Source organism: Nakamurella sp. (genome assembly GCF_044224575.1).
Classification (GTDB): domain Bacteria; phylum Actinomycetota; class Actinomycetes; order Mycobacteriales; family Nakamurellaceae; genus Nakamurella.
Map to the genome: position 1 here is coordinate 24,796 of NZ_JBGAKE010000027.1, position 20,722 is coordinate 45,517.

The following is a 20,722-nucleotide window of genomic DNA, read 5'->3' on the forward strand; positions in this document are numbered from 1 at the left end:
TGCGGCAACCCGTCCGCGCGAGCGTCGGTGTTGTTGGGGACGGGATCTGCACACTCGACGGACCGGCCGGCCGGTCACTTTCAGTGCTCGGCCGTCGTCACTCTCGCGTCCGAGAAGCACACGGACGAGAACCTGTCCGGCGGCCCGACCGGGCATACCGTTTGGATCATGACTGAGCCCAGCGGCGCACCCGGCTACGCTTCGCCCACCTACCCCGGCGGCACCGGCCTGGCCGAGCCGCCGGCCCGACCGACGACCGTGACCGTGGCCTTCGTCGCCTGGCTGGTGATGACGGCCCTGTCGGTGATCTCGCTGATCCTCGTGCTGAGCAGCCCGATCTGGGATCAGGCCGTGGCCGCCGGACTACTGGCGGCGGACACGAACGGGGTCCGCATCGACGCGTCGACCGTGGTGAATACGGCCAAGATCACCTCGGTGGTTGGCTTTCTGATCGGGGCCGCGCTGTACCTGCTGTTCGCGTTCAAGATGCGGGCCGGACGCAACTGGGCGCGGGTGGTGCTGACGGTCATCGGTGTGCTCGGTGTCCTCAGTGCCGTCCTGCCGACCTACCGCTCCGTCACCGTGAACGGCACCTCGTTCGTCGTACAGAACTACGGCATCCACTGGATCAGCCTGGCCCTGCTCGTCGCCGCACTCGTGCTGATGTTCATGCCCGCGTCGAATGCCTATTTCACCGCGTCCAAGGCCTACCGACAGGCCCACCGCTGACGCCCGGGCCATCCCGTTCGCGGAGGAATCGAGCGCGTCGACCCACCCGGACCCCGGCCGGGTCTACCGTTTGATCGTGAGCACTCCCGGGTGGAATCAGGGCAACAGTCCATACGACGCCGGGCAACCGTCCGACGGTTCGGGCGATCCGTTCGCCCGCGGCGGAGCCGGAACGGGCGCTCCGGGGGCGGGCAACCAGCCGCCCAGTCCCGGGTATCCGGGTTCGGGCGGCTATCCCGGGCAGGGCGGCTATCCGGGCCAAGGCGGTTTCCCCGGGCAGGGCGGGTATCCCGGGCAGGGCGGGTATCCCGGCCAGGCCGGTTACCCCGGTCCGTCGGGGTACCCCAGTCAGCCGGGGGGGTACCCGCCGCCGTACCCGGGCCAGGCCTATCCCGGGGACGCGGAGCTGCCGCCGGCCCCCGTCCAGCCGATGACCGTCAAACTGGCTTTCTACGACTGGCTGCTGATGACGGCGCTCGCCGTCGTCACGCTGGTCGTGACGCTGAACAGCCCGATGTGGGACCTGGCCGTCCAGGCCGGGTTGCGTCAGGCCAACACCCAAGGCGTCGCCATCGACGCGAACAGCCTGGTGACGACGACCAAGATCATCATCGTCGCGGTCTTCGGCATCTTCGCGGCGCTGTACCTGTTCTTCGCGTTCATGATGTACGGCGGTCGGAACTGGGCGCGGATCGTGCTGACCGTGCTCGGCGCGCTGAGCGTGCTGACGGCGGTGACCCCGACCACCGGGTCGGTCACCGTGAACGGGTCGACCTACACGGCGACCAATTACGGCATCAACTGGATCAGCGGGATCCTGGCGGTCGTCGCCGTCGTGCTGATGTACCTACCCCAGTCGAACATCTACTTCCGGCAGGCCAAGGCGCATCGCCAAGCCTTGCGCTGACCCATTCCGATCGGCGGATCGGTGGGTTCCCGGCAGTTCACCAGCACCTCACGGCCGGTGGTGCAGGTGTCCTGGCCGCCCGCCCACAACCGGTAAGTTCGTGGGCATGAGCGAGCGCCAGCGAGCGAACGATCAACACCGTCAGGCTCCCGTCCCGTCCGGCGCGGCTGAGCGTGCGAAGCGCGCCGGAGGGGCGTGGGCATGAGCGAGCGCCAGCGAGCGAACGATCAACACCGTCAGGCTCCCGTCCCGTCCGGCGCGGCTGAGCGGGCGAAGAGCGGTACAGGGGCACGGATATGAGTTCAGGCGCGGGTGATGCCGGCAAGCGCCCCGGCTTCATGGATTCGCTCCGGTCGGCCTTCGTGCCGCCACCGTTGCCGCCCGATGACGGAAAGCCGTTGGTCCGCCCGACGGCGGTCACTGTCGCCACGGCGCTGGCCATCGTGGGCGGCGCGATCTTCGTGCTGATCGGCGGGTTCTCGCTGGCCACCAACGACAGCCAGCTCAACCAGGCGATCGCCCAGTACAACCAGGCGATCACCGACTGCACCAATAAGTTCGGTGGGATCGGTGACTCGGTGGTCGTGCCGTCGGGTGCGTCGACGGACGACGCCAATCAGGCCGAGCAATGCAAGAGTTACATCGTGCTGTCGGACGAGGCCATCTCGTCCGCTCGTTCGCAGAATCTCCTGATCAGCGCGTTCGTGGTGGTCATCGGGGTCATTGCGGTGGGGGCGGCCTGGTTCATCCGGTCCGGCAATCGGTGGGGCCGCACCGCCCTGGCGGTCGCGGTGGTCCTGTCGGTGTTGCTGAGCATGCTGTTCCAGGTGTCCAACCTGTTCACCCTGGGCGGTTCGCTGCTGATGATCGTCGCCGTCATGCTGTGCTTCATCGGCAAGGGGGGCGTGTTCTTCAGCCGGGTCAAGAGCAGGCGAGCGGGGTGAGCACGGCGGGTGCCCGGGACGGCGTCGGCGACGTCCGGGTCGGAGCCCTCGCTGCCACGCCGCCCGGCGCGGCCCCGACCGCTCAGGTCGGGAAGGCCGCTGGGGACGGCTCCACGGGCGCCCGGTGGAGCCCGTGGCGCACCGTTGTCGCCGGCCTGCTGGCGTTGATGTTCCTGCTCGTCGCGGGGATCGCGGCCGGGCGCGGCATCATCACCGACACCTGGCCGGCGTTTCTGCCGGGGACCGACTCGACCTCGATCACCCGGTACTCGGGACCGTGGCTGACCGTGGCGGCCGCCGCGGTGTTGGGCGCCGGGCTGTCGATCATGGCGCTGGTGCGGGGCCTGACCGTCCGGCCGAGGGAGCGATGAGCACGACGGTGGTGCACCTGCTCCGGCACGGCAAGGTGCACAATCCCGGGAACATTTTGTACGGCCGGTTGCCCGGCTACCGGCTGGCCGAGTCGGGGCGGAAGATGGCGGCCGGGGTGGCGCGCCATCTCGAGGGCGCCGACATCGCCTACCTGGCCGCGTCTTCCCTGCTGCGGGCGCAGGAGACCGCCGCACCGTTGGCCGCGTCGACCGGACTGCCGGTGCACACCGACGACCGGATCATCGAGGCGGCCAACGACTTCGAGGGCGGCGAAGTCGGCCTGCACACCTTCCGGAGCCCGGGAATCTGGCTGAAGTTGCGCGACCCGCTTCGTCCGTCGTGGGGTGAACCGTATCTGCAGATCGCGCACCGCATGCTGGCGGCGGTCTATACGGCGGTGCACGAGGCCGACGGCCGGGCCGCGGTGCTGGTCTCCCATCAACTGCCAATCGTCTCCGTGCGCCGGTACCTGGAGGGGCGGCGGCTCTGGCACGACCCCCGGCGGCGACAGTGCGCGGTGGCCTCGCTGACGTCCCTCACGTTCGTCGACGGGGTGTTCGCCGGTGTCGCCTACGCCGAACCGGTTGCGCACATCGCCGCGGTGAACGACCCGGATGCCGGACCGGATGTGGAGCAGATGGCTCCACCGCATCCGCAGGCGGGGGCGTCATGACCCGGCGGCTGACCCGTATCGCGGCCCTCGTCGTCGCCGCGGCCCTGGTGCTGGCGGGCTGTAGCACCGGCAAGGACGCGGCCGTCTACGGCGGTTCGTTCACGTTCGTCTCGCCCGGCGGGCAGCTCGAGTTCGCCTACCCGCCGGCCGACCGCGGCACGGTGGCGAACCTGTCCGGCGAGGACGTGGTCGGCGACGGCGCCATCTCCGTGTCCGACTATGCCGGCAAGGTGGTCGTCCTCAACTTCTGGGGATCCTGGTGCTCGCCGTGTCGGGCCGAGGCTCCGGCGCTGGAAGAGGCCGCGACCGCGCTGGCCCCGGCCGGGGTGCAGTTCCTCGGCGTCAACGTCAAGGACACCAAGTCCGCCGCGGCGGACTTCCTCACCAGCAAGCAGGTCGGCTACCCGTCCATCTACGACCCGTCGATGCGGACCCTGCTGGCCATCAAGGGGTACCCGGCCAGCGGCATCCCGTCCACGATCGTTTTGGACCGGCAGGGCCGGGTCGCGCACATCTGGCTGAAGGCGATCGAGGATCCGCAGCAGATGATCGACGTGGTCGGCGCGGTCGCCGCCGAACAGTCCTGATTCGGGCACGGACCAGATGACCGACACCATCCTGACCGGGCCCTACCTGCTGGCCGCGCTGCTGGCGCTGGCCGCCGGTGCGGTCTCGTTCGCCTCGCCGTGCGTAGTCCCGCTGGTCCCCGGCTATCTGGCCTACCTGGCCTCGCTGGTCGGGTCGGAGAGCACCGCGCGCGCGGCCGTCGACGCCGGGGGCGGCGCCCGCACCCAGGTCGGTACGGGCGTGCGGACCCGGGCGGTGCTGGCGACCTGCCTGTTCGTCATCGGGTTCACCGTCGTGTTCCTGATCCAGTCGGTGGTGGTGGTCGGCCTGTCGCGGGCGCTGCTGGCCAACACCGAGCTGCTCATGCGGATCGGTGGGGCGATCACCATCGTGATGGGGGTGGCCATGCTCGGCCTGATCCGCCCGCTGCAGGCCGAACGACGGCTGCACGTGCGGCCGGCCGGCCGGTATCTGGGCGCCCCGCTGCTCGGTGCGGTGTTCGCGCTCGGCTGGACGGTGTGCCTGGGTCCGACGCTGGTCGGCGTGCTGTCGCTGGCCGGCGCCACCGACTGGGGCGGCTCGGCCTGGCGCGGGCTCTCGCTGGTGCTCTTCTACTGCGCCGGTCTGGGTCTGCCCTTCATCGCGGTGGCGTTCGGCTTCGGCTGGGCCGCCGGCGCCCTGGCGGCGTTGCGCCGGCACTCGCGGACGATCCAGATCGTCGGCGCCGTCGCGCTGATCGTGCTGGGGCTGCTGATGCTGACCGGTGCGTGGGGCTCGTTCATCGCCTGGCTGCAGGGTCGGATCGCCGGCGTCGGGACCGTCCTGTGAACGGGACGATCGGATGAGCGCGACCGAGGCACCGCCCGCCCCGGCGGCCGAGCCGGCCCGCCCGGGTCCGGTGCGCGGGGTGCTGGCGTTCCTGCGCAATGTGTGGCGGCAGCTGACCAGCATGCGCACGGCGCTGATCCTGCTGTTCCTGCTGGCCGTCGCCTCGTTGCCGGGCGCGCTGCTTCCGCAGTGGTCCCTGAACAGTGCCAAGACCGCGCAGTACATCGCCGACTATCCGACCCTCGGACCGTGGCTGGACCGGTTCGGCTTCTTCGAGGTGTTCGGATCGCCCTGGTACTCCGCGATCTACCTGCTGCTGTTCATCTCGTTGGTGGGCTGTCTGACCCCGCGGACCTGGGAGTTCGTCGGTCAACTGCGGGCCCGGCCGGTCGCCACCCCGCGGAACCTGAGCCGGCTGCCGCATCACGACCGGCGGGAGGTTGCCGGGCCGGTCGACGAGGTCGCCGACCGGATCACCGCCGGGTTGCGCGGCTGGCGGTTCGCCCGGCGCGCCGAGGAACGGCCAGCACGGCCCGGGGCCGTTGCGGACGGGGTCGCCGGCCGGGCGGACGCCGTGACCATCTCCGGAGAGAAGGGGTATCTGCGCGAGTTGGGTAACCTCGTCTTCCACTTCTCCCTGGTCGGGCTGCTGGTGGCGATCGCGGTCGGCAAGCTGGTCGGCTACGAAGGCTCGGTGATCGTCAACGTCGGATCCCAGTTCTGCTCGACCTCGCCGGCGTCCTACGACAACTTCCGGCCGGGCCTGCTCGTCGACGGCACCGATCTCACCCCGTTCTGCCTGGACGTGCGCACCTTCACCGCCGGGTACACGCAGGCCGGGCAGGCGATCAGCTTCGCCGCCGACGTCGGTTCGCAGACCGGCGCGGCCGCCGGCGGTGACGCTTGGGACGACAACCTGCTGCAGGTCAACGACCCACTGCGGCTGGCCGGCGAACGGGTGTACCTGATCGGACACGGCTTCACGCCGCACTTCTCGGTGGCGTTCCCCGACGGCACCGTCCGGGACTACGAGCAGCCGTTCGCCCCGGAACCGAACGACCCGAACTTCACCTCGCAGGGCGCGGTCAAGATCCTCGACCCGCCGGGCGTGACCGGCGACGACGTCCGCAAACGCCAGTTGGCGATCGTCGGCATCTTCGCGCCGACGGCGACTCTCGCGCATGGCGGCATCATGACGTCGGAGTTCCCATCGGCGCAGAACCCGGGCGTCGCCGTCGACGTGTACCGGGGCGACCTGGGCATGGAGGGCGGCCGCTCGCAGTCGGTCTTCGCCATCGACACCGATCAGGTCGACAAGGGTGCCCTGGTCAAGCAGGCCCGGACCAACCTGATGACCGGGCAGTCGGTCACCCTGGACGACGGCACGGTGATCACCTTCACCGGCTACAACGAATGGGTGTCGCTGCAGACCTCCTACGACCCGGCCCAGGGGTGGGCCCTGGTCTTCGCGGTGACGCTGTTGATCGGGTTGATGATCTCGCTGGTGATCAAGCGGCGGCGGGTGTGGTTCCGGCTGTACCCGGCGAACCCGCCGACGCAGTCGGGCCCGGGCGACCGTACGGTGGTGGAGATCGGTGGGCTCGCCCGGACCGACCAGGCAGGGTATGGCGAAGAATTCGACAGGTTGGCGATGCTGGCCGACATTGTGTCGACGAAGCGGTGACGGTGCCCCCGTGGGCGGCAGGAGAGGCTGAGGGCTGATGAACCAGACGTGGGCCGAAATCTCGGACCTGGCGTTCGAGGCCGCGCTCGCCGCGTACGTGGTCGCCCTGGTCTGCTACGCCATCGAATTGGCGTCGCGGCGGGCGGTCAACCCGGCCGAGGCGGTGGCCGCGGGTCACGATGTCGCGGCGGGGACGACGACGCTGGTCCGGACCGGACCGATCGACCCCGGCGCGATCGGCCGGGTCGACCGGGCGCCGCTGGCGCCGTGGGGGGTTCGGTTCGGGCGGGCCGCCGTCGTGGTCACGGTGGTGGGTGCGGCCGCCAATGTGCTGTCGATCGTGGCCCGTGGGCTCGCGGTCGGCCGGCTGCCGCTGGCCAACATGTACGAGTTCGTCTCGGTGATCTGCGCCGCGGCGACCATCACCTGGCTGATCGTGTTGGCCCGCACCGGGGCGCGGACGTTGGGCGTCTTCGTGATGACGCCGGTGGTCGTCCTGGCCGTCGTCGCCGGCACGAAACTGTATGTCCCGGCCGGACCGGTGGTGCCGGCCCTGAACTCCTATTGGAAGTGGATCCACGTCACCACCGTGGCCATTTCGTCCAGCATCCTGCTGGTCAGCGGCGCCGCATCGGCGCTGTATCTGCTGCGTGGACGGATCGAGCAAACCCGGTCCGGTTCGGCGGACTCGGTGGACCAGCGGAGCCCCGCGGCTCCGGCCGGTGTTCGGTCCCGCTCCGTGCTGTCGGTGCTGCCGTCGATGGTGACCCTGGATCGGATCGCGTACCGGACGGCGATCGTCGGATTCCCGCTGTTCACCTTCGCGGTGATTGCCGGGGCGATGTGGGCCGAGGTGGCCTGGGGCCGGTACTGGGGCTGGGATCCGAAGGAGACCTGCTCGTTCATCACCTGGGTGTTCTTCGCGGCCTACCTGCACGCCCGGTCGACGGCGGGGTGGCGAGGGCGGCGGGCCGCCTGGATCTGCGTGCTCGGCTGGGTGTCGATGATCTTCAACTTGTTCTTCATCAACATGGTGGTCTCGGGCCTGCACTCGTACGCCGGCCTGAACTGAGCAGATCGACGCCGGCGGGCGGCGGGAGGATCACAGAACTGCGGGATGACGCGGTGACGAGGGTGGCTGCGTCGCTCAGCTGCTCTTGTCCTCGCCCCGCATCCGGCGGTCGATCTCGCTGAGGAACTCGGGATCGTCGTCGGGGGCGATGGTGCGGGTCGGCCGGGGGCGTGGGCCACGGGCGGTACCGGGACTGGTCTGCGGCGCGCCAGGGGTGCGAGGGCCCATCCCACGCCACGCGAGGGCAATCACCAGGATCGTGATGGCGATGGCTATGAGCATGTACATCTACCTACCTCCTCGTCGCCCTCAGCGTACGCACTTTCCGCGCCGGGGGACCTGCCCACTATGGGTGAGCGGAGGCCGCCAGTGATACACGGGACATCGGCGAACGTCCCGGATCGGGCACCGCCGGATGTTCCGGGCGACCCCCGTTCCGCTCCGGTGGGGGGCGCTGCGCGGAGTTCGGGGAAGGGTGGTCCAGCTTCGGAAAGGGCGATGCCCCGGCTCGGCTGACGTCAACCGAACCGGGGCATCACACGCTGGGTGGTCCCGCGGCACCGCCGGCTGCTCCCGGCCGCGGTGCGACCTGGGTCAGGCCGTGGAGCGGGAGGCGTCGACGGTCAGGTCGGCCAGCAGCGCACTGACTTCGGACTCGCGGAACCGGCGGTGCCCGCCGGGTGTGCGGATGGATCCGATCCGACCCGCGGATGCCCACCGCGTCACGGTCTTGGGGTCGACCCTGAACATCAGTGCGACCTCTCCCGGGGTCAGCAACCGCTCAGAAATTTCCATGGTCACGTGCCACCTCCACATTCGGGCCCCGACTGGCCTCGTTGGACGGACTGGCGGGCGCCCTGGACGGGCACCCGCCGCTCTCCCGGAACCCGAAGTCGACCCCGGTCGGGGCATCATTCGTGTTCCAAGTCATTCAGCGTACCGTTTGTCCCATTCTACATTGACACCTGACTTAGTCGAGAGGAGTCCACCGATTTTTCTCGATCGTGGCCCCGATCTCGACCAGATCACGGAAGCGCCAACGGCGGGTGTACCCGGGCATGGGCGCTGCGAAACGACCGAACCGCCCAGAGGTGCGGTCGTTACTCTGGGCGGCGTGGGCAACGAACACTCGGAGACGCCGCAGGCGCCCGCCCGGACGTCGATACCGGATGCGGCGGACGCCGGGCCGACCGCTCCGGTCGACCCCGCGGCCGGGAACCGGCCACTGGCCGGTGGCAGGGGACTGGCGCGGCCGTTGGTGGTGTATACGGTGCTGCGGCTGGGTTTGATCGCGATCCTGACCGCCGTGTTGGTCCTGTTCATGCCGCTGATCGTGGCCCTGCTGTTCGCGATCATCGTCCAACTGCCGTTGGCCTACGTCCTCTTCTCGGGTCCGCGGCAGCGGGTGAATGCGGCCATGGCCGCGGCCTCGGCGCACCGCCGGACCGAGCGGGAGCGGCTGCGGGCGGCGTTGGCCGGGGACGCCCCGGCGCCGGAGCATCCGGCCGGCTGACCGTCACCGAGCGGATCGCCATCTCCTGGCGGGCCCCTCCGGCGGCCGGCGTGACCCCGTCATAGGCTCGCGACTGTGAGCGAGCGCCGGCGTGCGAACCACCGATGCGTGAATGCCGATGCCGGCTCGGGCATCACGGAGCCCGCGCGCAGCTCCGCGGCCGGGTCGGCATGACGAGCGCGCGGCCGGCCGGCGGGGCTTCGGGGGCGAACGATACGGCGGATGACGGCTCGGTTGTCGATCGCGCCCGTCCGGCGGACCGGGCCTGGCTGGCGCACGCCGTCCGGCTGATCGAGGCCGACCTGCAACGCAGCGCCGACACCCACCTGCTCCGCTTCCCGATGCCGTCCGGCCTGGCCGGCGCCGGCATCGACCTGTACCTGAAGGACGAGAGCACCCACGTCACCGGGTCGCTCAAGCACCGGTTGGCGCGCTCGCTGTTCCTCTACGCCCTGTGCAACGGGGCGCTGACGGAGCGGACCACCGTCATCGAGTCGTCCAGCGGCTCGACCGCGGTCTCCGAGGCGTACTTCGCCCGGATGATCGGGCTGCCGTTCGTCGCCGTCATGCCGGCCGGCACGTCGCCCGAGAAGGTCGCGCTCATCCAGGCGCAGGGCGGCCGGTGCCATCTGGTCGACGACCCGGCCGCGATCTACGCCGAGTCGCGGCGGCTGGCCGCCGAGTGCGGCGGTCACTACATGGACCAGTTCACCTACGCCGAGCGGGCCACCGACTGGCGGGGCAACAACAACATCGCGGAGTCGATCTTCGCGCAGCTCGCGCTCGAGCGACACCCGATCCCGGACTGGGTGGTCGTCGGGGCCGGAACCGGCGGGACGAGCGCGACCATCGGCCGTTACGTCCGCTACCGCGGGTATCCGACCCGGCTGTGTGTGGCCGATCCGGAGGGATCCGCCTTCTTTCCGGGGTGGCGGGACGGCGACCCGACCCGGACCGGGACGCCGTCGCGGATCGAAGGAATCGGTCGGCCCCGGGTCGAACCGTCGTTCATCGGGCCCGTGGTGGACCGGATGCAGCGGGTCCCGGACGCGGCGTCGGTCGGCATGATGCGGGAGTTGGAGAGCATCCTCGGCCGGCGGGTCGGCCCGTCCACCGGGACCAGCATGTGGGCCTGCTTCGGCCTCATCGGCGAGATGCGGGACGCCGGGGTGGGCGGGTCGATCGTGACCCTGCTCTGCGACTCCGGCGACCGGTATGCCGAGACGTATTTCGACGACGGCTGGGTCGCCGCGCAGGGCTGGGATCTGGCTCCCTACCGGGCGGCCGTGCGGGAGTTCATCGCGATCGGTGCCTGGACCGGTTCGGCCGGATGACCGGCGACCTGCTTGAGCTCGCCCAGGCGCGGCTGCCCGAGCTGCTCGACGACCTGGAGCGGCTGGTGCGGTGCGAATCCCCGTCCGCCGACCTGGCCGCGATCGCCCGCAGTGCCGACGTGGTCGCCGCCGTCGGCGAACGGCGGGTGGGCCTGCGCCCCGGACGCCGGGTGGTGGACGGGTGCAGCCATCTGAGCTTCCGGTTCGGCGCCGGCCCGGTGCGCGTGCTGCTGCTGGCCCATCACGACACGGTGTGGCCGATCGGCTCGCTGACCCGGCACCCGTGGGCGAATCACGACGGGGTGATCCGCGGGCCGGGCACGGTGGACATGAAGGCCGGCCTGGCGATGGGTGTGCACGCGCTGGCGCTGCTGGCCGGGCGCGGCGTCGACCTCGCCGGCGCCTGCCTGCTGGTCACCGGGGACGAGGAGATCGGCTCGCCCACCTCCCGGCGGCTGATCGAGCAGCACGCGCGGTCGGCGCGCGGCTGCCTGGTACTGGAGGGCGCGGCACCGAATGGGGCGCTCAAGACCGGTCGCAAGGGCACCTCCTGGTACCGGATCGAGATCGCCGGCCGGGCCGCGCATGCGGGCGGGGAGCCGGAGAAGGGCATCAACGCCGCGGTCGAACTGGCGCACCTGATCCTGACCGTCGCCGAGCTGGGCCGCCCGGCGGCCGGAACGACGGTGACGCCGACGGTGGCCTCGGCGGGCACCACCACCAACACCGTGCCGGCCGCGGCCGAACTGCAGGTCGACGTCCGCGCGCGGACCGCGGCCGAGCAGCAACGGGTGCACGCGGCGATGCAGGCGCTGACCCCCACCGTGCCCGGTGCCGGGCTGACCGTCCACGGTGGGATCAACCGGCCACCGATGGAACCGTCCGGCGCGGCCGAGCTGTTCGGCACCGCGGTCCGGCTGGCGCAGCGGGAGAATCTGGGACCGCTGGACCAGCGGTCGGTGGGGGGCGGATCGGACGGCAACTTCACCGCCGCGCTCGGCGTGCCCACGCTCGACGGGCTCGGCGCCGTCGGCGGGGGCGCGCATGCCGCCGACGAACACGTGCTGGTGGACGCCCTGGCCCCGCGGACCGCGTTGCTGGCCGCGCTCGTCGACGAGCTCCTGGGCCGATGACGGCCGCCCGGTCGCCGACCGATGCCTGGTCGGTCGCTCGGGCGGCGGCGGGTCAGGCGTCCGTCGAGATCCGTCCGCTGGCCACCCTCGACGACATGACGGTCGCCTGCCGGCTGCTGGACGCCGTGTGGGACATCCCGCCGGAGGACGCCTCCGAGGTTCGGCCGCCGCTGCTCCGGGCGCTCGGCCACGCCGGCAACTACCTGGTCGGTGCCCACCTGACCGAAGGGCCCCGGCGCGGTGAGATGGTCGCGGCCAGCGTGGCCTTCTTCGGCACGCCGATCGGGACGTCCATGCACTCGCACATCACCGGTGTGCTGCCCGGCTCGGGTCGCGGGGTCGGCACCGCGGTCAAATGGCATCAGCGGGCGTGGGCGCTGGATCTGGGCCTGTCCCGGATCACCTGGACGTACGACCCGTTGATCGCCCGGAACTCGTTCTTCAACCTCAACCGGCTGGGCGCCCGTCCGGAGCGCTATTTCGTCGACTTCTACGGTCCGATGGACGACGGGCCGAACCGTGGACAGCCCACCGATCGCGTCGATGCCATCTGGGACCTGCGCTCCGGCCGCACCGCGCGCGCGGCCGCGCGGCTGCTCGTCGGGTCCGACTCCTCGGCGGACGGGCCCGTCGTCGACGATCTGCGGGCTGCCGGTGCGACGGTCGTGCTGGCCGTCGGCGCCGACGGTGAGCCGGAACCGGGCGTTGCCGAGCGGGGCGTGACCGAGCTGGGTGTGGCCGAGCCGGGTGTGGCCGAGCCGGGTGTGGTCGGGCCGGTCGGCCCGGAGGTGCGGCTGATCGGTATTCCTGCCGACATCGAGGCGATCCGGCGGGCCGACCCGGCGTTGGCCTTGCGCTGGCGGCTGCGGTTGCGCGCCGTGCTCGCCCCGCTGCTGGCGGACGGGAGTCACCGGGTCACGGGATTCGCCAAGGCCGGGTGGTACGTGGTGGAGAGAGGAAAGCGCACATGAAGGTGACCGGCGCCGAGCTGCGGACGATCCGGATGCCGCTGGTCTCGCCGTTCGAGACCTCGTTCGGGGTCGAGCATGACCGGGTCGCGATCCTCGTCCGGGTGATCGGCACCGTGGGCGGCGACCGGCGTCCCGTCGAGGTGCACGGCTGGGGCGAGTGCGTCGCCATGGAGGCGCCGCTGTACAGCTCGGAGTACGCCGAGGCGGCCGCGGCCGTGCTGCGCCGCTACCTCATCCCGAGGCTGCTGGCGGCGTCGAACGCCGGCACCGACGTCACCGCCGAGACCGTCGACGCGCTGCTCGAACCGTTCATCGGGCACCGGATGGCCAAGGCGGCGCTGGAGATGGCGGTGCTGGACGCCCAGCTGCGCGGCACCGGGCAGTCCCTGGCGGCCTACCTGGGGGCGACCCGGACGACGGTGCCGTCCGGGGTGTCCGTCGGCATCCAGCCGTCCGTGGCGGCCCTGCTGGACGTGGTCGGTGAGTACCTGGCCGAGGGCTACGTCCGGATCAAACTCAAGATCAAACCCGGCTTCGACGTGGCTCCGGTCGAGGCGGTGCGCGAACGGTTCGGCGAGCTGATCCCGCTCCAGGTCGACGCGAACGCCGCTTACACGCTGGCCGACGCCCGCGTGCTGCGCCGGCTCGACGCGTTCGACCTGCTGCTGATCGAGCAGCCGCTGCCCGAGGACGATCTGCGGCAGCACGCCGAGCTGGCCCGGCTGGTGCGCACCCCGATCTGCCTCGACGAGTCGATCGTCTCGCCCCGGGCGGCCGCGGACGCGATCGCGCTGCGGGCCTGTTCGGTGATCAACATCAAGGCCGGCCGGGTCGGCGGCTACCTGGCCGCCCGGCGCATCCACGACCTGTGCCAGGCCAACGGCATCCCGGTGTGGTGCGGTGGGATGGTGGAGACCGGCCTGGGCCGCGCGGCCAATGCGGCGCTGGCCGCGTTGCCCGGCTTCACCCTGCCCGGCGACGTCTCCGCGTCGGACCGGTTCTACGCCCAGGACATCACCGAACCGTTCGTGATGGACGACGGCCGGATCACCGTGCCCACCGGCCCCGGGCTCGGGGTCGCCCCGATCGGCGCCGTGCTGGAGTCGTACACCGTGTCCACGGAGTGGATCCAGGCCTGACCGAGCGTCCCGGACCCGGCGTCGACACGCAACCTCCGGCTCAGCTGGCCAGGGCCAGGATCCGGGGCTGCAACCAGTCCAGGGCGTTGTCCAGGTCGTACATCAGGGGCCGGGTGAGCAGGAAGTGGTCCGGGTGCACGACCCACGCGTGCTTGCCCTGCACGCCGATCACCGACACCCGGAGCGCGAACGTGCGGGGCTCGCGTCCGAGCCGGCGCGGCAGGTCCCTGATGAAGGCGTTCAGCCCGATCCCGGGGGCCGAATGCGCGTTCCGGATCCGTGGATCACCATCGATGCCCTCCGACCACAGGCACGCATGGTGATAGTGCTGCTGCAGCACGGCCCGCAGGTCCGGCACGTGGGCCAGCGCCGGGAAGTTCGGCGGCCGCAGGTCGTCGATGCCGGCCGTGCCCTGATCGACCAGGTGCCGCCACCAACGGGCCCATTGGGCGGAGGCCGCGGTGAGGTCCACCTCCCGCCGCCCGAGCAGGCGCACCCCGCGCGGCTGGGGAATCTCCACCGGCCGGCGCGACCAGGACGGCCACCACCCGGTCGACGGATCGGTGGGTGGGATCGGCGGGTCGGTCACCGGGTCGAGTCCGGCGGCATCGCGCACGTACAGGGCGATCCGGAGCACCTCCGGTTCGACCAGCACGACCTTCCATCGCTCGGTCCCGGCGATGAACATCTCTCCATGGTGCCGCCGTCCGTGCTCGGCGCGCCATCCGATCAGTCGATCGGCTGCATCCGGGCCGGGTCGGGAGGTGACACCGGCTCGGGTCCGGGCACCGTCCGGCGACCCATCGTGGCCCGGACGATCGCCCCGCCGAGCAGCAGCCCGACGAGCAGACCGCCGATGCCCCAGGGCCAGCCCGTTCCGGCCGGCGAGGGCGCGGACGTCGCCGCCGGCTGGATCGGCGCGGCGGCGGCCGGCGACGCGTCGGTGGGCGCGGCGCCGGCGAGGGACGCACCCTCGGTGGCCGGTGATTCGCCGCTCCCGGCGCGGCCCGACCCGGGGGTCAACCCGTGGGCGGCGAGCAGGGTGCCGAGTGCGGCCGGGTCGGTGGGCCGGTGCCAGACCGCCCCGGCGTCGCCGGTCTGGCCGGGGTACATGCCGTCCCCGGTCAGCGGGCCACCGTCGCCGGACATCTCGGAGACGACCCAGATGTCGTCGCCGGGCAGGAAGATCCGATCGATCCGCCAGGCGAAGACGTCGTGGATGAACCAGGTCGCCGTGACGTACGGCGACCCGGTCACGCCCGGCGGCTGCGGCGCACCGGCGGGCAGGTCGGGTCCGCCGAGCAGGGCCTGCAACTGCTCGTAGTCGGGGTCGGTGTAGTACAGGCCGGTCGCGGAGCCGGTGTACGGCGACGCCAGCAGCACGCTGGTCGGCCCGCCGGCGGTCGCCGTGCCCGGGGCGGCCAGGACGACGGCGCCGGCCACCGCCAGCACGGCGGTCAGCCGGGTGATCAGGGTTCGGACGATGCGCACAGCGGCCTCCTCGGCAGTCTCGATGCCTCTACACCGCGGTGTGCTCGCCGGGTTCCGTCAGCCGGCCGACCGGGCGATCTGCATCGCCCGGTCCCGTCCGGGGACCCCTTCCAGGCGCAGGGTGACCGGGCCGTCCGTCCAGATCAGGGTCGGCCCGGCGATCCGGGACCGTTGGGTCTGCTCGGCGCCGGTCGGGTCGGTGTAGACCAACGGATGCGGCATCCGGAGCCAGAACGCGTCCGCCCCGCCCACCTGGGTGAAGTCGATGTCGTCGGCGTACTTCTTGACCACGGCATAGTCCGGTCGGCCGGCCAGCTGGTCCAGCCGCACCGGGGGACCGGGTGCCGCCGGGTCGCCGGCGGGCCACACCATCGACACGACGGTCCGCCCCGGGCCGAGGAGCACCCGGGCCGGCGGGCCGAGGTCGGCCGGGACGATGAGCGGGAAGGGCGCCTGCGCCCGGGCCTGCTCCAGGGTGACCTCGGTGAAGCCGTCCGCGTCGGCCGGGTCGGCGGTCGCGGCGTCCCCGGGCGGTGCCGGGACCGGCACGATCTGCACGGCGCCGATGCCCAGCCACTCGGCGATTTTCGCGCCGGCCGGGCTGACCGCGAGCAGCGTCAGGATCAGGGCGACGGCGAGCGCGGTCGCCGCTCGCCGGTGCCGTCGCGCCGAGTCGGCCCACCGGGCCAGGTGCTGTCGTGGTCCGGACCGAACGGGGACCGTCATCTTGTCGATCCGGGCCAGCACATCGTCGACCAGACCGTCCGCGGGTGGTTCGACCCGCATGGCGGTGGCCAGGCGGGTGAGCCTGGTCAGCACCTCGTCGTCGGGGTCGGTCACCGGGTCACCTCCGGCCGCGTGATCGTGTCGCGCAGCCGGGCCAGCGCCCGATGCGTGCGGGACTTGACCGTTCCGCGGGAGATGCCGAGCACCTGCGCGGTCTGCGTCTCGTCCAGGTCGAGCAGGAACCGGCACGCGATGACGAGCCGCTGGTGCTCGGGCAGGGCCTCGACCCGCGTCCGGAACACCTCCAGGTCTGCCTGCCGGTCCTCCAACGGTTCCACCAGCGGCGGCAGGTGGGCCATCTCCCGGACCGCTCGCCGGCCGGCCGCCCGGCGGGTGTTGCGGGTCTCGTTGGCGACGATCCGCAGCAGCCACGGCCGGAAGGGGGCGCCGTCCTGGAAGGTGCCCAGCGCCCGGTACGCCTTCACGAACGCCTCCTGGACCACGTCGTCGGTGTCGGCGCCGGCGCCGAGTACCGCGGCCGTCCGCCGGGCGATCCCGCCGTACCGGCGCACCAGAACGGCGAACGCGGCCGGATCACCTCCGCGCACGCTGCTGATGGCTTCGCCATCCGGCGGGTCCTGGCTGATCCGTCACCTCCGGTCGTCCTTACCCGGCCTACACCGCCGGTCAGCTCACCGGTTCCGTCAGGTCCACGCCTCCAACGCGAGGCCGGCCCCGACCAGCACCGCGTAGACGAATTCCAGGCGGCCGGTCTGGCCGAGCACGGTGATCAGGTCGCGGCCGCGAGCGCCCCGGAGGACGGCGCGGGTCGGCAGTACCGCCAGCGGCACCGCCAGGAACCCCAGCAGGCACCAGGGATGGCTCGGCGAGAGGGCGAGAACGGCCAGGAACGCGCCGACGATCATCAACGCGAAGACCTTGCGGGACAACGGCTCGCCCAGCAGCACCGCCAGCGTGCGTTTGCCGGCATCGACGTCGGTGTGCACGTCACGCAGGTTGTTGGCCATCAGCAGCGCGCAGGCCAGCAGGCCGATGCCGATCGCCGCGATCACCGCCCAGAGGGTGACCGTTCCGGCCTGCACGTACGTCGTGCCGAGCACCGCGACCAGGCCGAAGAACACGAAGACGAACAGCTCGCCGAGGCCGGCGTAGCCGTACGGTTTGGGGCCGCCGGTGTAGAACCACGCGGCGGCGACCGACGCCAGGCCGACCGGGACCAGCCACCAGGACGTCATCGCCGCCAACGCCAGGCCGGCCAGGCCGGCGACCCCGAAGCAGGCGAAGGCGGCCCGCTTCACCGTGCCGGGTGTGGCGAGGCCGGCGCCGACCAGCCGGGTGGGACCGACCCGGACCGTGTCGGTGCCGCGGACACCGTCGGAGTAGTCGTTCGCATAGTTCACCCCGACCTGCAAGGCCAGCGAGACGATCAGGGCCAGCCCACCGCGGAGCCAGGAGAAGCCGCCGAGGTCGATACCCGCGCCGGTGCCGACGAGCACCGGGGCGACCGCCGCCGGAAGGGTGCGCGGCCGGGCGGCCTGGATCCATTGCTGAGCTGTTGCCACGTGATCCGACCCTAGCCGGTGACCCGGCGGCCCCCGGCCATCCGCCCGGCCAGCCGCCGGGGGGCGGCGCTCCCTGAGGTGGTTCGCTACTCCCACCCGGGCGAGTCTCGGTGCTTCGCTGATCTTTTCCGCGCTGAATCGGACAGAACGCCCGGCCCGGCGCGGGATTGATCAGCGAACCCGGGGGCGGGCGGCCGAATCAGCGAACAGGGATTGGGCGGGCGGTGTCAGCGGACCAGCGGGACGCCGGCGGCGAGTCCGGGCCGGCGGTAGGCGGCGGCCAGCGAGGCGGCGGTCTCGTGCGCGTTGAGCCCGCTGGGGTTGGGCAGCACCCACAGCTGGGCGCCGGCGAGGTCGTCGGGCTGCCGGCCCGGGACCGCCTTGGGTCGGCCGAACGCCTGTCGAAAGGCGGTCAGCCCGAGGACCGCCACGACCGCAGGAGCGAAGCGTTCGACGGTGGCGGTGAGCGTCGCGGCGGCGGCCCGGATCTGCTCGGTGGTGAGCTCGTCCGCGCGGGCGGTCGCGTAGGGCACCAGATTGGTGATGCCGACGCCGGCCGCGACCAGCTCGGAGCGGTCGGCGGCGGACATGCCGCCGGACATGTCCATCCGTTCCCGGGTGATCCCGGCCAGGTGCAGCGCCGGCCAGAAGCGGTTGCCCGGCCGGGCGAAGTGCGCGTTCGCGGCCGCCGTCCACAGGCCCGGGTTGATGCCGACGAACAGTAACCGCACGCCGGGTTCGATCAGGTCGTCGACCTTGGCACCGCGGAACGACTGCAGCTCCGCCCGGGTGAACCTGGCCGGGCTCACCGGCCGGACCGCAGGTCGACGGTCGGGCTCGCGCGGGCGGCGACGGCATCCCGGGCCAGGGTCCGGATCGCGGCCCGGTCCGGCTTGCCCGGCCCGCGCAGCGGCAGGCCGTCCACCAGCACGATCACCCGCGGGGCCGCCGCCGGGCCGTGCGTGGCCTGGACCGTCGCGCGCAGCGCGGCCGCGTCCGGGTGGCCGGTCGCCTCGGGGACGACCACCGCTACGAGCCGCTCGCCCCACTCGGCGTCCGGGACGCCGGTGAGGATGACCTCCGCGACCCCGGGCAGCGCCGACAGCGTGGCCTCGACCGCGGCCGGGGCGACCTTGACGCCGCCGGTGATCAACGCGTCGTCGGCCCGGCCGAGCACCCGCCACCGCCCGGCGTCCGGACGGGTCCCGTCGCCGGTGAACTCACCGATGTCGTCGGTGCGGAACCGGCGCCGGCCGTCCTCGTCGACGTCGAAGGCCGGATCGTCCGGCCGTCCCCGGTACCCGCGGGCGACCACCGGGCCGGCGAGGGTCAGCCGGCCGGACCGGTCGGTGCCGACGACGACGCCGTCCAGCGGCCGCCCGTCGTACAGGCAGCCGCCGCAGGTCTCGCTCATCCCGTAGGTGGTCACCGCGCGCACCCCGGCGGCCGCGGCCCGGTCCAGCAGCGCCGGCGCCGCCGCGGCACCGCCGATGAGCACCGCGTCGAAACCGGCCAGCGCGGCGGTCGCGTCGTGGTCGGCCAGCACCCGCTGCAGCTGGGTCGGCACCAGCGAGACGAGCCGGACCGGGCCCGGGGTTGATTGCGCAGCCTGCGCGAACCGTTCCGCGGTGAACGTCGACGACGTGTCCAGCACGGTCGGCGTCGTGTCCTCGACCAGCGACCGCTGCAGGACCTGCAGCCCGGCGATGTGGTGCGCGGGCAGCGCCAGCAGCCAGTGCGCGGGCCGGGGGTCGTCGCCGAGCAGGACCCTACGGGTGGCTCGGGCCGAGGCCAGCAACGCCGACGCCGGGAGCAGGGTGCCCTTGGGGTCGCCGGTCGAGCCCGAGGTGCCGACGACGAACGCGGTCGGGTCGGCATCGTCGTCCTCGCCCGGCGTCAGGGGACGGCCGGCGCCCAACGCCCGGGCCAGCTCGGCGGCGGCCCGTGGGTCGGCCGCCGGCACCGGGAGCAGCGCCGGACCGGTCCCGGAGAGCGCGTCCGCGAGGCGGGGCAGCAGGTCCGGCACCGGTGCACCGGTGGGCACGAGGAGCAGCTCGAGCGGGCGCGGCATGAGATCAGTACGCCCAGGGGTAGCCGGTGAAATCGGGGGCGCGCTTCTGCAGGAACGCGTCCCGCCCCTCCACCGCCTCGTCGGTGCCGTAGGCCAGCCGGGTCGCCTCGCCGGCGAACAACTGCTGCCCGACCAGGCCGTCGTCGACGAGGTTGAACGCGTACTTGAGCATCCGCTGCGCGGTCGGTGACTTGCCGTTGATCAGCGCGGCCCACTCCAGGGCGACGGTCTCCAGGTCGGCGTGCGGCACTACCCGATTGACCGCGCCCATCGCAAACATTTCCTGCGCCGAGTACTCCTGGCCGAGAAAGAAGATCTCCCGGGCGAACTTCTGACCGACCATCCGGGCCAGGTAGGCCGAGCCGTAGCCGGCGTCGAACGAACCGACGTCGGCGTCGGTCTGCTTGAACCTTGCGTGGTCGGCGCTGGCCAGGGTCAGGTCGGCGACGACGTGCAGGGAGTGGCCGCCGCCGGCCGCCCACCCGGGGACGACCGCGATGACCACCTTGGGCATGAACCGGATCAGCCGCTGCACCTCCAGGATGTGCAGGCGCCCGGCCCGGGCCGGATCGACGGACTCCGCGGTCTCCCCGGAGGCGTACTGGTAGCCGCTACGGCCGCGGATCCGCTGGTCGCCGCCGGAGCAGAACGCCCAGCCGCCGTCCTTGGGGCTGGGGCCGTTGCCGGTGAGCAGCACGCAGCCGACGTCGCTGGTCATCCGGGCGTGATCCAACGCGCGGTACAGCTCGTCCACGGTGTGCGGGCGGAAGGCATTGCGTACCTCCGGCCGGTCGAACGCGATCCGCACCGTGGGGAGATCGGTCACCCGGGCTCGATCCTCTTCAGTCCCGCCGGCCGGCCGGATGCCGACGTGCCGGTGGTAGGTGATGTCGGTGAAGTCGAAGCCCTCGACCTCGCGCCATCGGGTGGGGTCGAAGATCTCGCTGACGGTCATGCGCAGCATGCTACGAGCCACCCTCGGGGC

24 protein-coding genes are annotated in these 20,722 nt (G+C 72.1%); 14 read left to right on the forward strand and 10 right to left on the reverse strand.

Going from position 1 to position 20,722, the window contains the following annotated elements:
* Positions 1-168 precede the first annotated feature (168 nt).
* From ACILSK_RS22145 to ccsB, 9 genes are all read left to right on the forward strand, one after another.
* Complete coding sequence (locus ACILSK_RS22145) at positions 169-729, forward strand: hypothetical protein (RefSeq protein ID WP_395729355.1); 561 nt, start codon at positions 169-171, stop codon at positions 727-729.
* Between the two features lie 76 nt (positions 730-805).
* Positions 806-1,636, forward strand: a complete 831-nt coding sequence (locus tag ACILSK_RS22150) for a hypothetical protein (RefSeq protein WP_395729356.1) — start codon at positions 806-808, stop codon at positions 1,634-1,636.
* Between the two features lie 296 nt (positions 1,637-1,932).
* Entirely contained in the window at positions 1,933-2,580 is a 648-nt protein-coding gene (locus ACILSK_RS22155; protein ID WP_395729357.1) for a hypothetical protein, read from the forward strand.
* Entirely contained in the window at positions 2,577-2,951 is a 375-nt protein-coding gene (locus ACILSK_RS22160) for a hypothetical protein (RefSeq protein ID WP_395729358.1), read from the forward strand. Before ACILSK_RS22155 ends, ACILSK_RS22160 begins: the two co-directional genes overlap by 4 nt.
* Positions 2,948-3,625, forward strand: a complete 678-nt coding sequence (locus ACILSK_RS22165; RefSeq protein ID WP_395729359.1) for a histidine phosphatase family protein — start codon at positions 2,948-2,950, stop codon at positions 3,623-3,625. Before ACILSK_RS22160 ends, ACILSK_RS22165 begins: the two co-directional genes overlap by 4 nt.
* Complete coding sequence (locus tag ACILSK_RS22170) at positions 3,622-4,212, forward strand: TlpA family protein disulfide reductase (protein ID WP_395729360.1); 591 nt, start codon at positions 3,622-3,624, stop codon at positions 4,210-4,212. The genes ACILSK_RS22165 and ACILSK_RS22170 overlap by 4 nt, the downstream gene beginning before the upstream one ends.
* A gap of 16 nt (positions 4,213-4,228) precedes the next feature.
* Positions 4,229-5,020 carry a cytochrome c biogenesis CcdA family protein gene (locus tag ACILSK_RS22175; RefSeq protein WP_395729361.1) on the forward strand — a complete coding sequence of 264 codons (792 nt, stop codon included), beginning with the start codon at positions 4,229-4,231 and terminating at the stop codon, positions 5,018-5,020.
* Positions 5,021-5,033: 13 nt separating this feature from the next.
* Complete coding sequence (locus tag ACILSK_RS22180; RefSeq protein ID WP_395729362.1) at positions 5,034-6,704, forward strand: cytochrome c biogenesis protein ResB; 1,671 nt, start codon at positions 5,034-5,036, stop codon at positions 6,702-6,704.
* 37 nt (positions 6,705-6,741) lie between these two features.
* On the forward strand, positions 6,742-7,776 hold the full coding sequence (gene ccsB / locus ACILSK_RS22185; protein WP_395729363.1) for a c-type cytochrome biogenesis protein CcsB: 1,035 nt from the start codon (positions 6,742-6,744) through the stop codon (positions 7,774-7,776).
* Positions 7,777-7,851: 75 nt separating this feature from the next.
* On the opposite strand, the gene ACILSK_RS22190 is transcribed toward ccsB, so the two are convergent.
* Together ACILSK_RS22190 and ACILSK_RS22195 are read right to left on the reverse strand one after the other, a co-directional pair.
* Positions 7,852-8,064 carry a hypothetical protein gene (locus tag ACILSK_RS22190; protein ID WP_395729364.1) on the reverse strand — a complete coding sequence of 71 codons (213 nt, stop codon included), beginning with the start codon at positions 8,062-8,064 and terminating at the stop codon, positions 7,852-7,854.
* Positions 8,065-8,370: 306 nt separating this feature from the next.
* Positions 8,371-8,571: a BldC family transcriptional regulator gene (locus ACILSK_RS22195; protein ID WP_395729365.1), complete on the reverse strand. Its 201-nt coding sequence runs from the start codon at positions 8,569-8,571 to the stop codon at positions 8,371-8,373.
* 319 nt (positions 8,572-8,890) lie between these two features.
* Between ACILSK_RS22195 and ACILSK_RS22200 the strand changes: the two genes are divergently transcribed.
* The 5 genes from ACILSK_RS22200 to menC all read left to right on the forward strand — a co-directional run bounded on the left by ACILSK_RS22200 (position 8,891) and on the right by menC (position 13,866).
* Positions 8,891-9,289 (forward strand): DUF4229 domain-containing protein, encoded by a 399-nt coding sequence (locus tag ACILSK_RS22200; RefSeq protein WP_395729366.1) that lies wholly within the window; start codon positions 8,891-8,893, stop codon positions 9,287-9,289.
* Between the two features lie 170 nt (positions 9,290-9,459).
* Positions 9,460-10,623, forward strand: a complete 1,164-nt coding sequence (locus tag ACILSK_RS22205) for a PLP-dependent cysteine synthase family protein (protein ID WP_395729367.1) — start codon at positions 9,460-9,462, stop codon at positions 10,621-10,623.
* Positions 10,620-11,756 carry a M20 family metallopeptidase gene (locus ACILSK_RS22210; protein ID WP_395729368.1) on the forward strand — a complete coding sequence of 379 codons (1,137 nt, stop codon included), beginning with the start codon at positions 10,620-10,622 and terminating at the stop codon, positions 11,754-11,756. Before ACILSK_RS22205 ends, ACILSK_RS22210 begins: the two co-directional genes overlap by 4 nt.
* On the forward strand, positions 11,753-12,727 hold the full coding sequence (locus ACILSK_RS22215) for a GNAT family N-acetyltransferase (protein WP_395729369.1): 975 nt from the start codon (positions 11,753-11,755) through the stop codon (positions 12,725-12,727). The genes ACILSK_RS22210 and ACILSK_RS22215 overlap by 4 nt, the downstream gene beginning before the upstream one ends.
* A complete protein-coding gene (menC, locus tag ACILSK_RS22220) occupies positions 12,724-13,866 on the forward strand; it encodes an o-succinylbenzoate synthase (protein ID WP_395729370.1) in 1,143 nt (380 codons plus the stop codon). Before ACILSK_RS22215 ends, menC begins: the two co-directional genes overlap by 4 nt.
* 40 nt (positions 13,867-13,906) lie before the next feature.
* Here menC and ACILSK_RS22225 read toward each other — a convergent pair whose 3' ends face one another.
* From ACILSK_RS22225 to ACILSK_RS22260, 8 genes are all read right to left on the reverse strand, one after another.
* Complete coding sequence (locus ACILSK_RS22225; protein ID WP_395729371.1) at positions 13,907-14,554, reverse strand: hypothetical protein; 648 nt, start codon at positions 14,552-14,554, stop codon at positions 13,907-13,909.
* 41 nt (positions 14,555-14,595) lie between these two features.
* The gene (locus tag ACILSK_RS22230) at positions 14,596-15,357 is read right to left on the reverse strand and encodes a hypothetical protein (protein ID WP_395729372.1); all 762 of its coding nucleotides are present in this window, start codon (positions 15,355-15,357) and stop codon (positions 14,596-14,598) included.
* A gap of 57 nt (positions 15,358-15,414) precedes the next feature.
* Positions 15,415-16,197 carry a hypothetical protein gene (locus ACILSK_RS22235; RefSeq protein WP_395729373.1) on the reverse strand — a complete coding sequence of 261 codons (783 nt, stop codon included), beginning with the start codon at positions 16,195-16,197 and terminating at the stop codon, positions 15,415-15,417.
* Positions 16,194-16,700, reverse strand: a complete 507-nt coding sequence (locus tag ACILSK_RS22240) for an RNA polymerase sigma factor (protein WP_395729408.1) — start codon at positions 16,698-16,700, stop codon at positions 16,194-16,196. Before ACILSK_RS22240 ends, ACILSK_RS22235 begins: the two co-directional genes overlap by 4 nt.
* 87 nt (positions 16,701-16,787) lie before the next feature.
* Entirely contained in the window at positions 16,788-17,666 is an 879-nt protein-coding gene (locus ACILSK_RS22245; RefSeq protein WP_395729374.1) for a 1,4-dihydroxy-2-naphthoate polyprenyltransferase, read from the reverse strand.
* Between the two features lie 227 nt (positions 17,667-17,893).
* Entirely contained in the window at positions 17,894-18,475 is a 582-nt protein-coding gene (locus tag ACILSK_RS22250) for a mismatch-specific DNA-glycosylase (RefSeq protein WP_395729375.1), read from the reverse strand.
* Entirely contained in the window at positions 18,472-19,737 is a 1,266-nt protein-coding gene (gene menE / locus ACILSK_RS22255; RefSeq protein WP_395729376.1) for an o-succinylbenzoate--CoA ligase, read from the reverse strand. The genes ACILSK_RS22250 and menE overlap by 4 nt, the downstream gene beginning before the upstream one ends.
* A 4-nt stretch (positions 19,738-19,741) precedes the next feature.
* On the reverse strand, positions 19,742-20,701 hold the full coding sequence (locus ACILSK_RS22260) for a 1,4-dihydroxy-2-naphthoyl-CoA synthase (protein WP_395729377.1): 960 nt from the start codon (positions 20,699-20,701) through the stop codon (positions 19,742-19,744).
* Positions 20,702-20,722 lie beyond the last annotated feature (21 nt).

Coding starts and splice junctions, on each gene's coding strand:
- ACILSK_RS22175 (WP_395729361.1), top strand. CDS start 4,229: ATGACCGACACCATCCTGACCGGGCCCTACCTGCTGGCCGCGCTGCTG.
- ACILSK_RS22260 (WP_395729377.1), bottom strand. CDS start 20,701: ATGCTGCGCATGACCGTCAGCGAGATCTTCGACCCCACCCGATGGCGC.
- ACILSK_RS22205 (WP_395729367.1), top strand. CDS start 9,460: ATGACGAGCGCGCGGCCGGCCGGCGGGGCTTCGGGGGCGAACGATACG.
- ccsB (WP_395729363.1), top strand. CDS start 6,742: ATGAACCAGACGTGGGCCGAAATCTCGGACCTGGCGTTCGAGGCCGCG.
- ACILSK_RS22145 (WP_395729355.1), top strand. CDS start 169: ATGACTGAGCCCAGCGGCGCACCCGGCTACGCTTCGCCCACCTACCCC.
- ACILSK_RS22225 (WP_395729371.1), bottom strand. CDS start 14,554: ATGTTCATCGCCGGGACCGAGCGATGGAAGGTCGTGCTGGTCGAACCG.
- ACILSK_RS22210 (WP_395729368.1), top strand. CDS start 10,620: ATGACCGGCGACCTGCTTGAGCTCGCCCAGGCGCGGCTGCCCGAGCTG.
- ACILSK_RS22165 (WP_395729359.1), top strand. CDS start 2,948: ATGAGCACGACGGTGGTGCACCTGCTCCGGCACGGCAAGGTGCACAAT.
- ACILSK_RS22180 (WP_395729362.1), top strand. CDS start 5,034: ATGAGCGCGACCGAGGCACCGCCCGCCCCGGCGGCCGAGCCGGCCCGC.
- menC (WP_395729370.1), top strand. CDS start 12,724: ATGAAGGTGACCGGCGCCGAGCTGCGGACGATCCGGATGCCGCTGGTC.
- ACILSK_RS22155 (WP_395729357.1), top strand. CDS start 1,933: ATGAGTTCAGGCGCGGGTGATGCCGGCAAGCGCCCCGGCTTCATGGAT.
- ACILSK_RS22195 (WP_395729365.1), bottom strand. CDS start 8,571: ATGGAAATTTCTGAGCGGTTGCTGACCCCGGGAGAGGTCGCACTGATG.
- ACILSK_RS22190 (WP_395729364.1), bottom strand. CDS start 8,064: ATGTACATGCTCATAGCCATCGCCATCACGATCCTGGTGATTGCCCTC.
- ACILSK_RS22215 (WP_395729369.1), top strand. CDS start 11,753: ATGACGGCCGCCCGGTCGCCGACCGATGCCTGGTCGGTCGCTCGGGCG.
- menE (WP_395729376.1), bottom strand. CDS start 19,737: ATGCCGCGCCCGCTCGAGCTGCTCCTCGTGCCCACCGGTGCACCGGTG.
- ACILSK_RS22170 (WP_395729360.1), top strand. CDS start 3,622: ATGACCCGGCGGCTGACCCGTATCGCGGCCCTCGTCGTCGCCGCGGCC.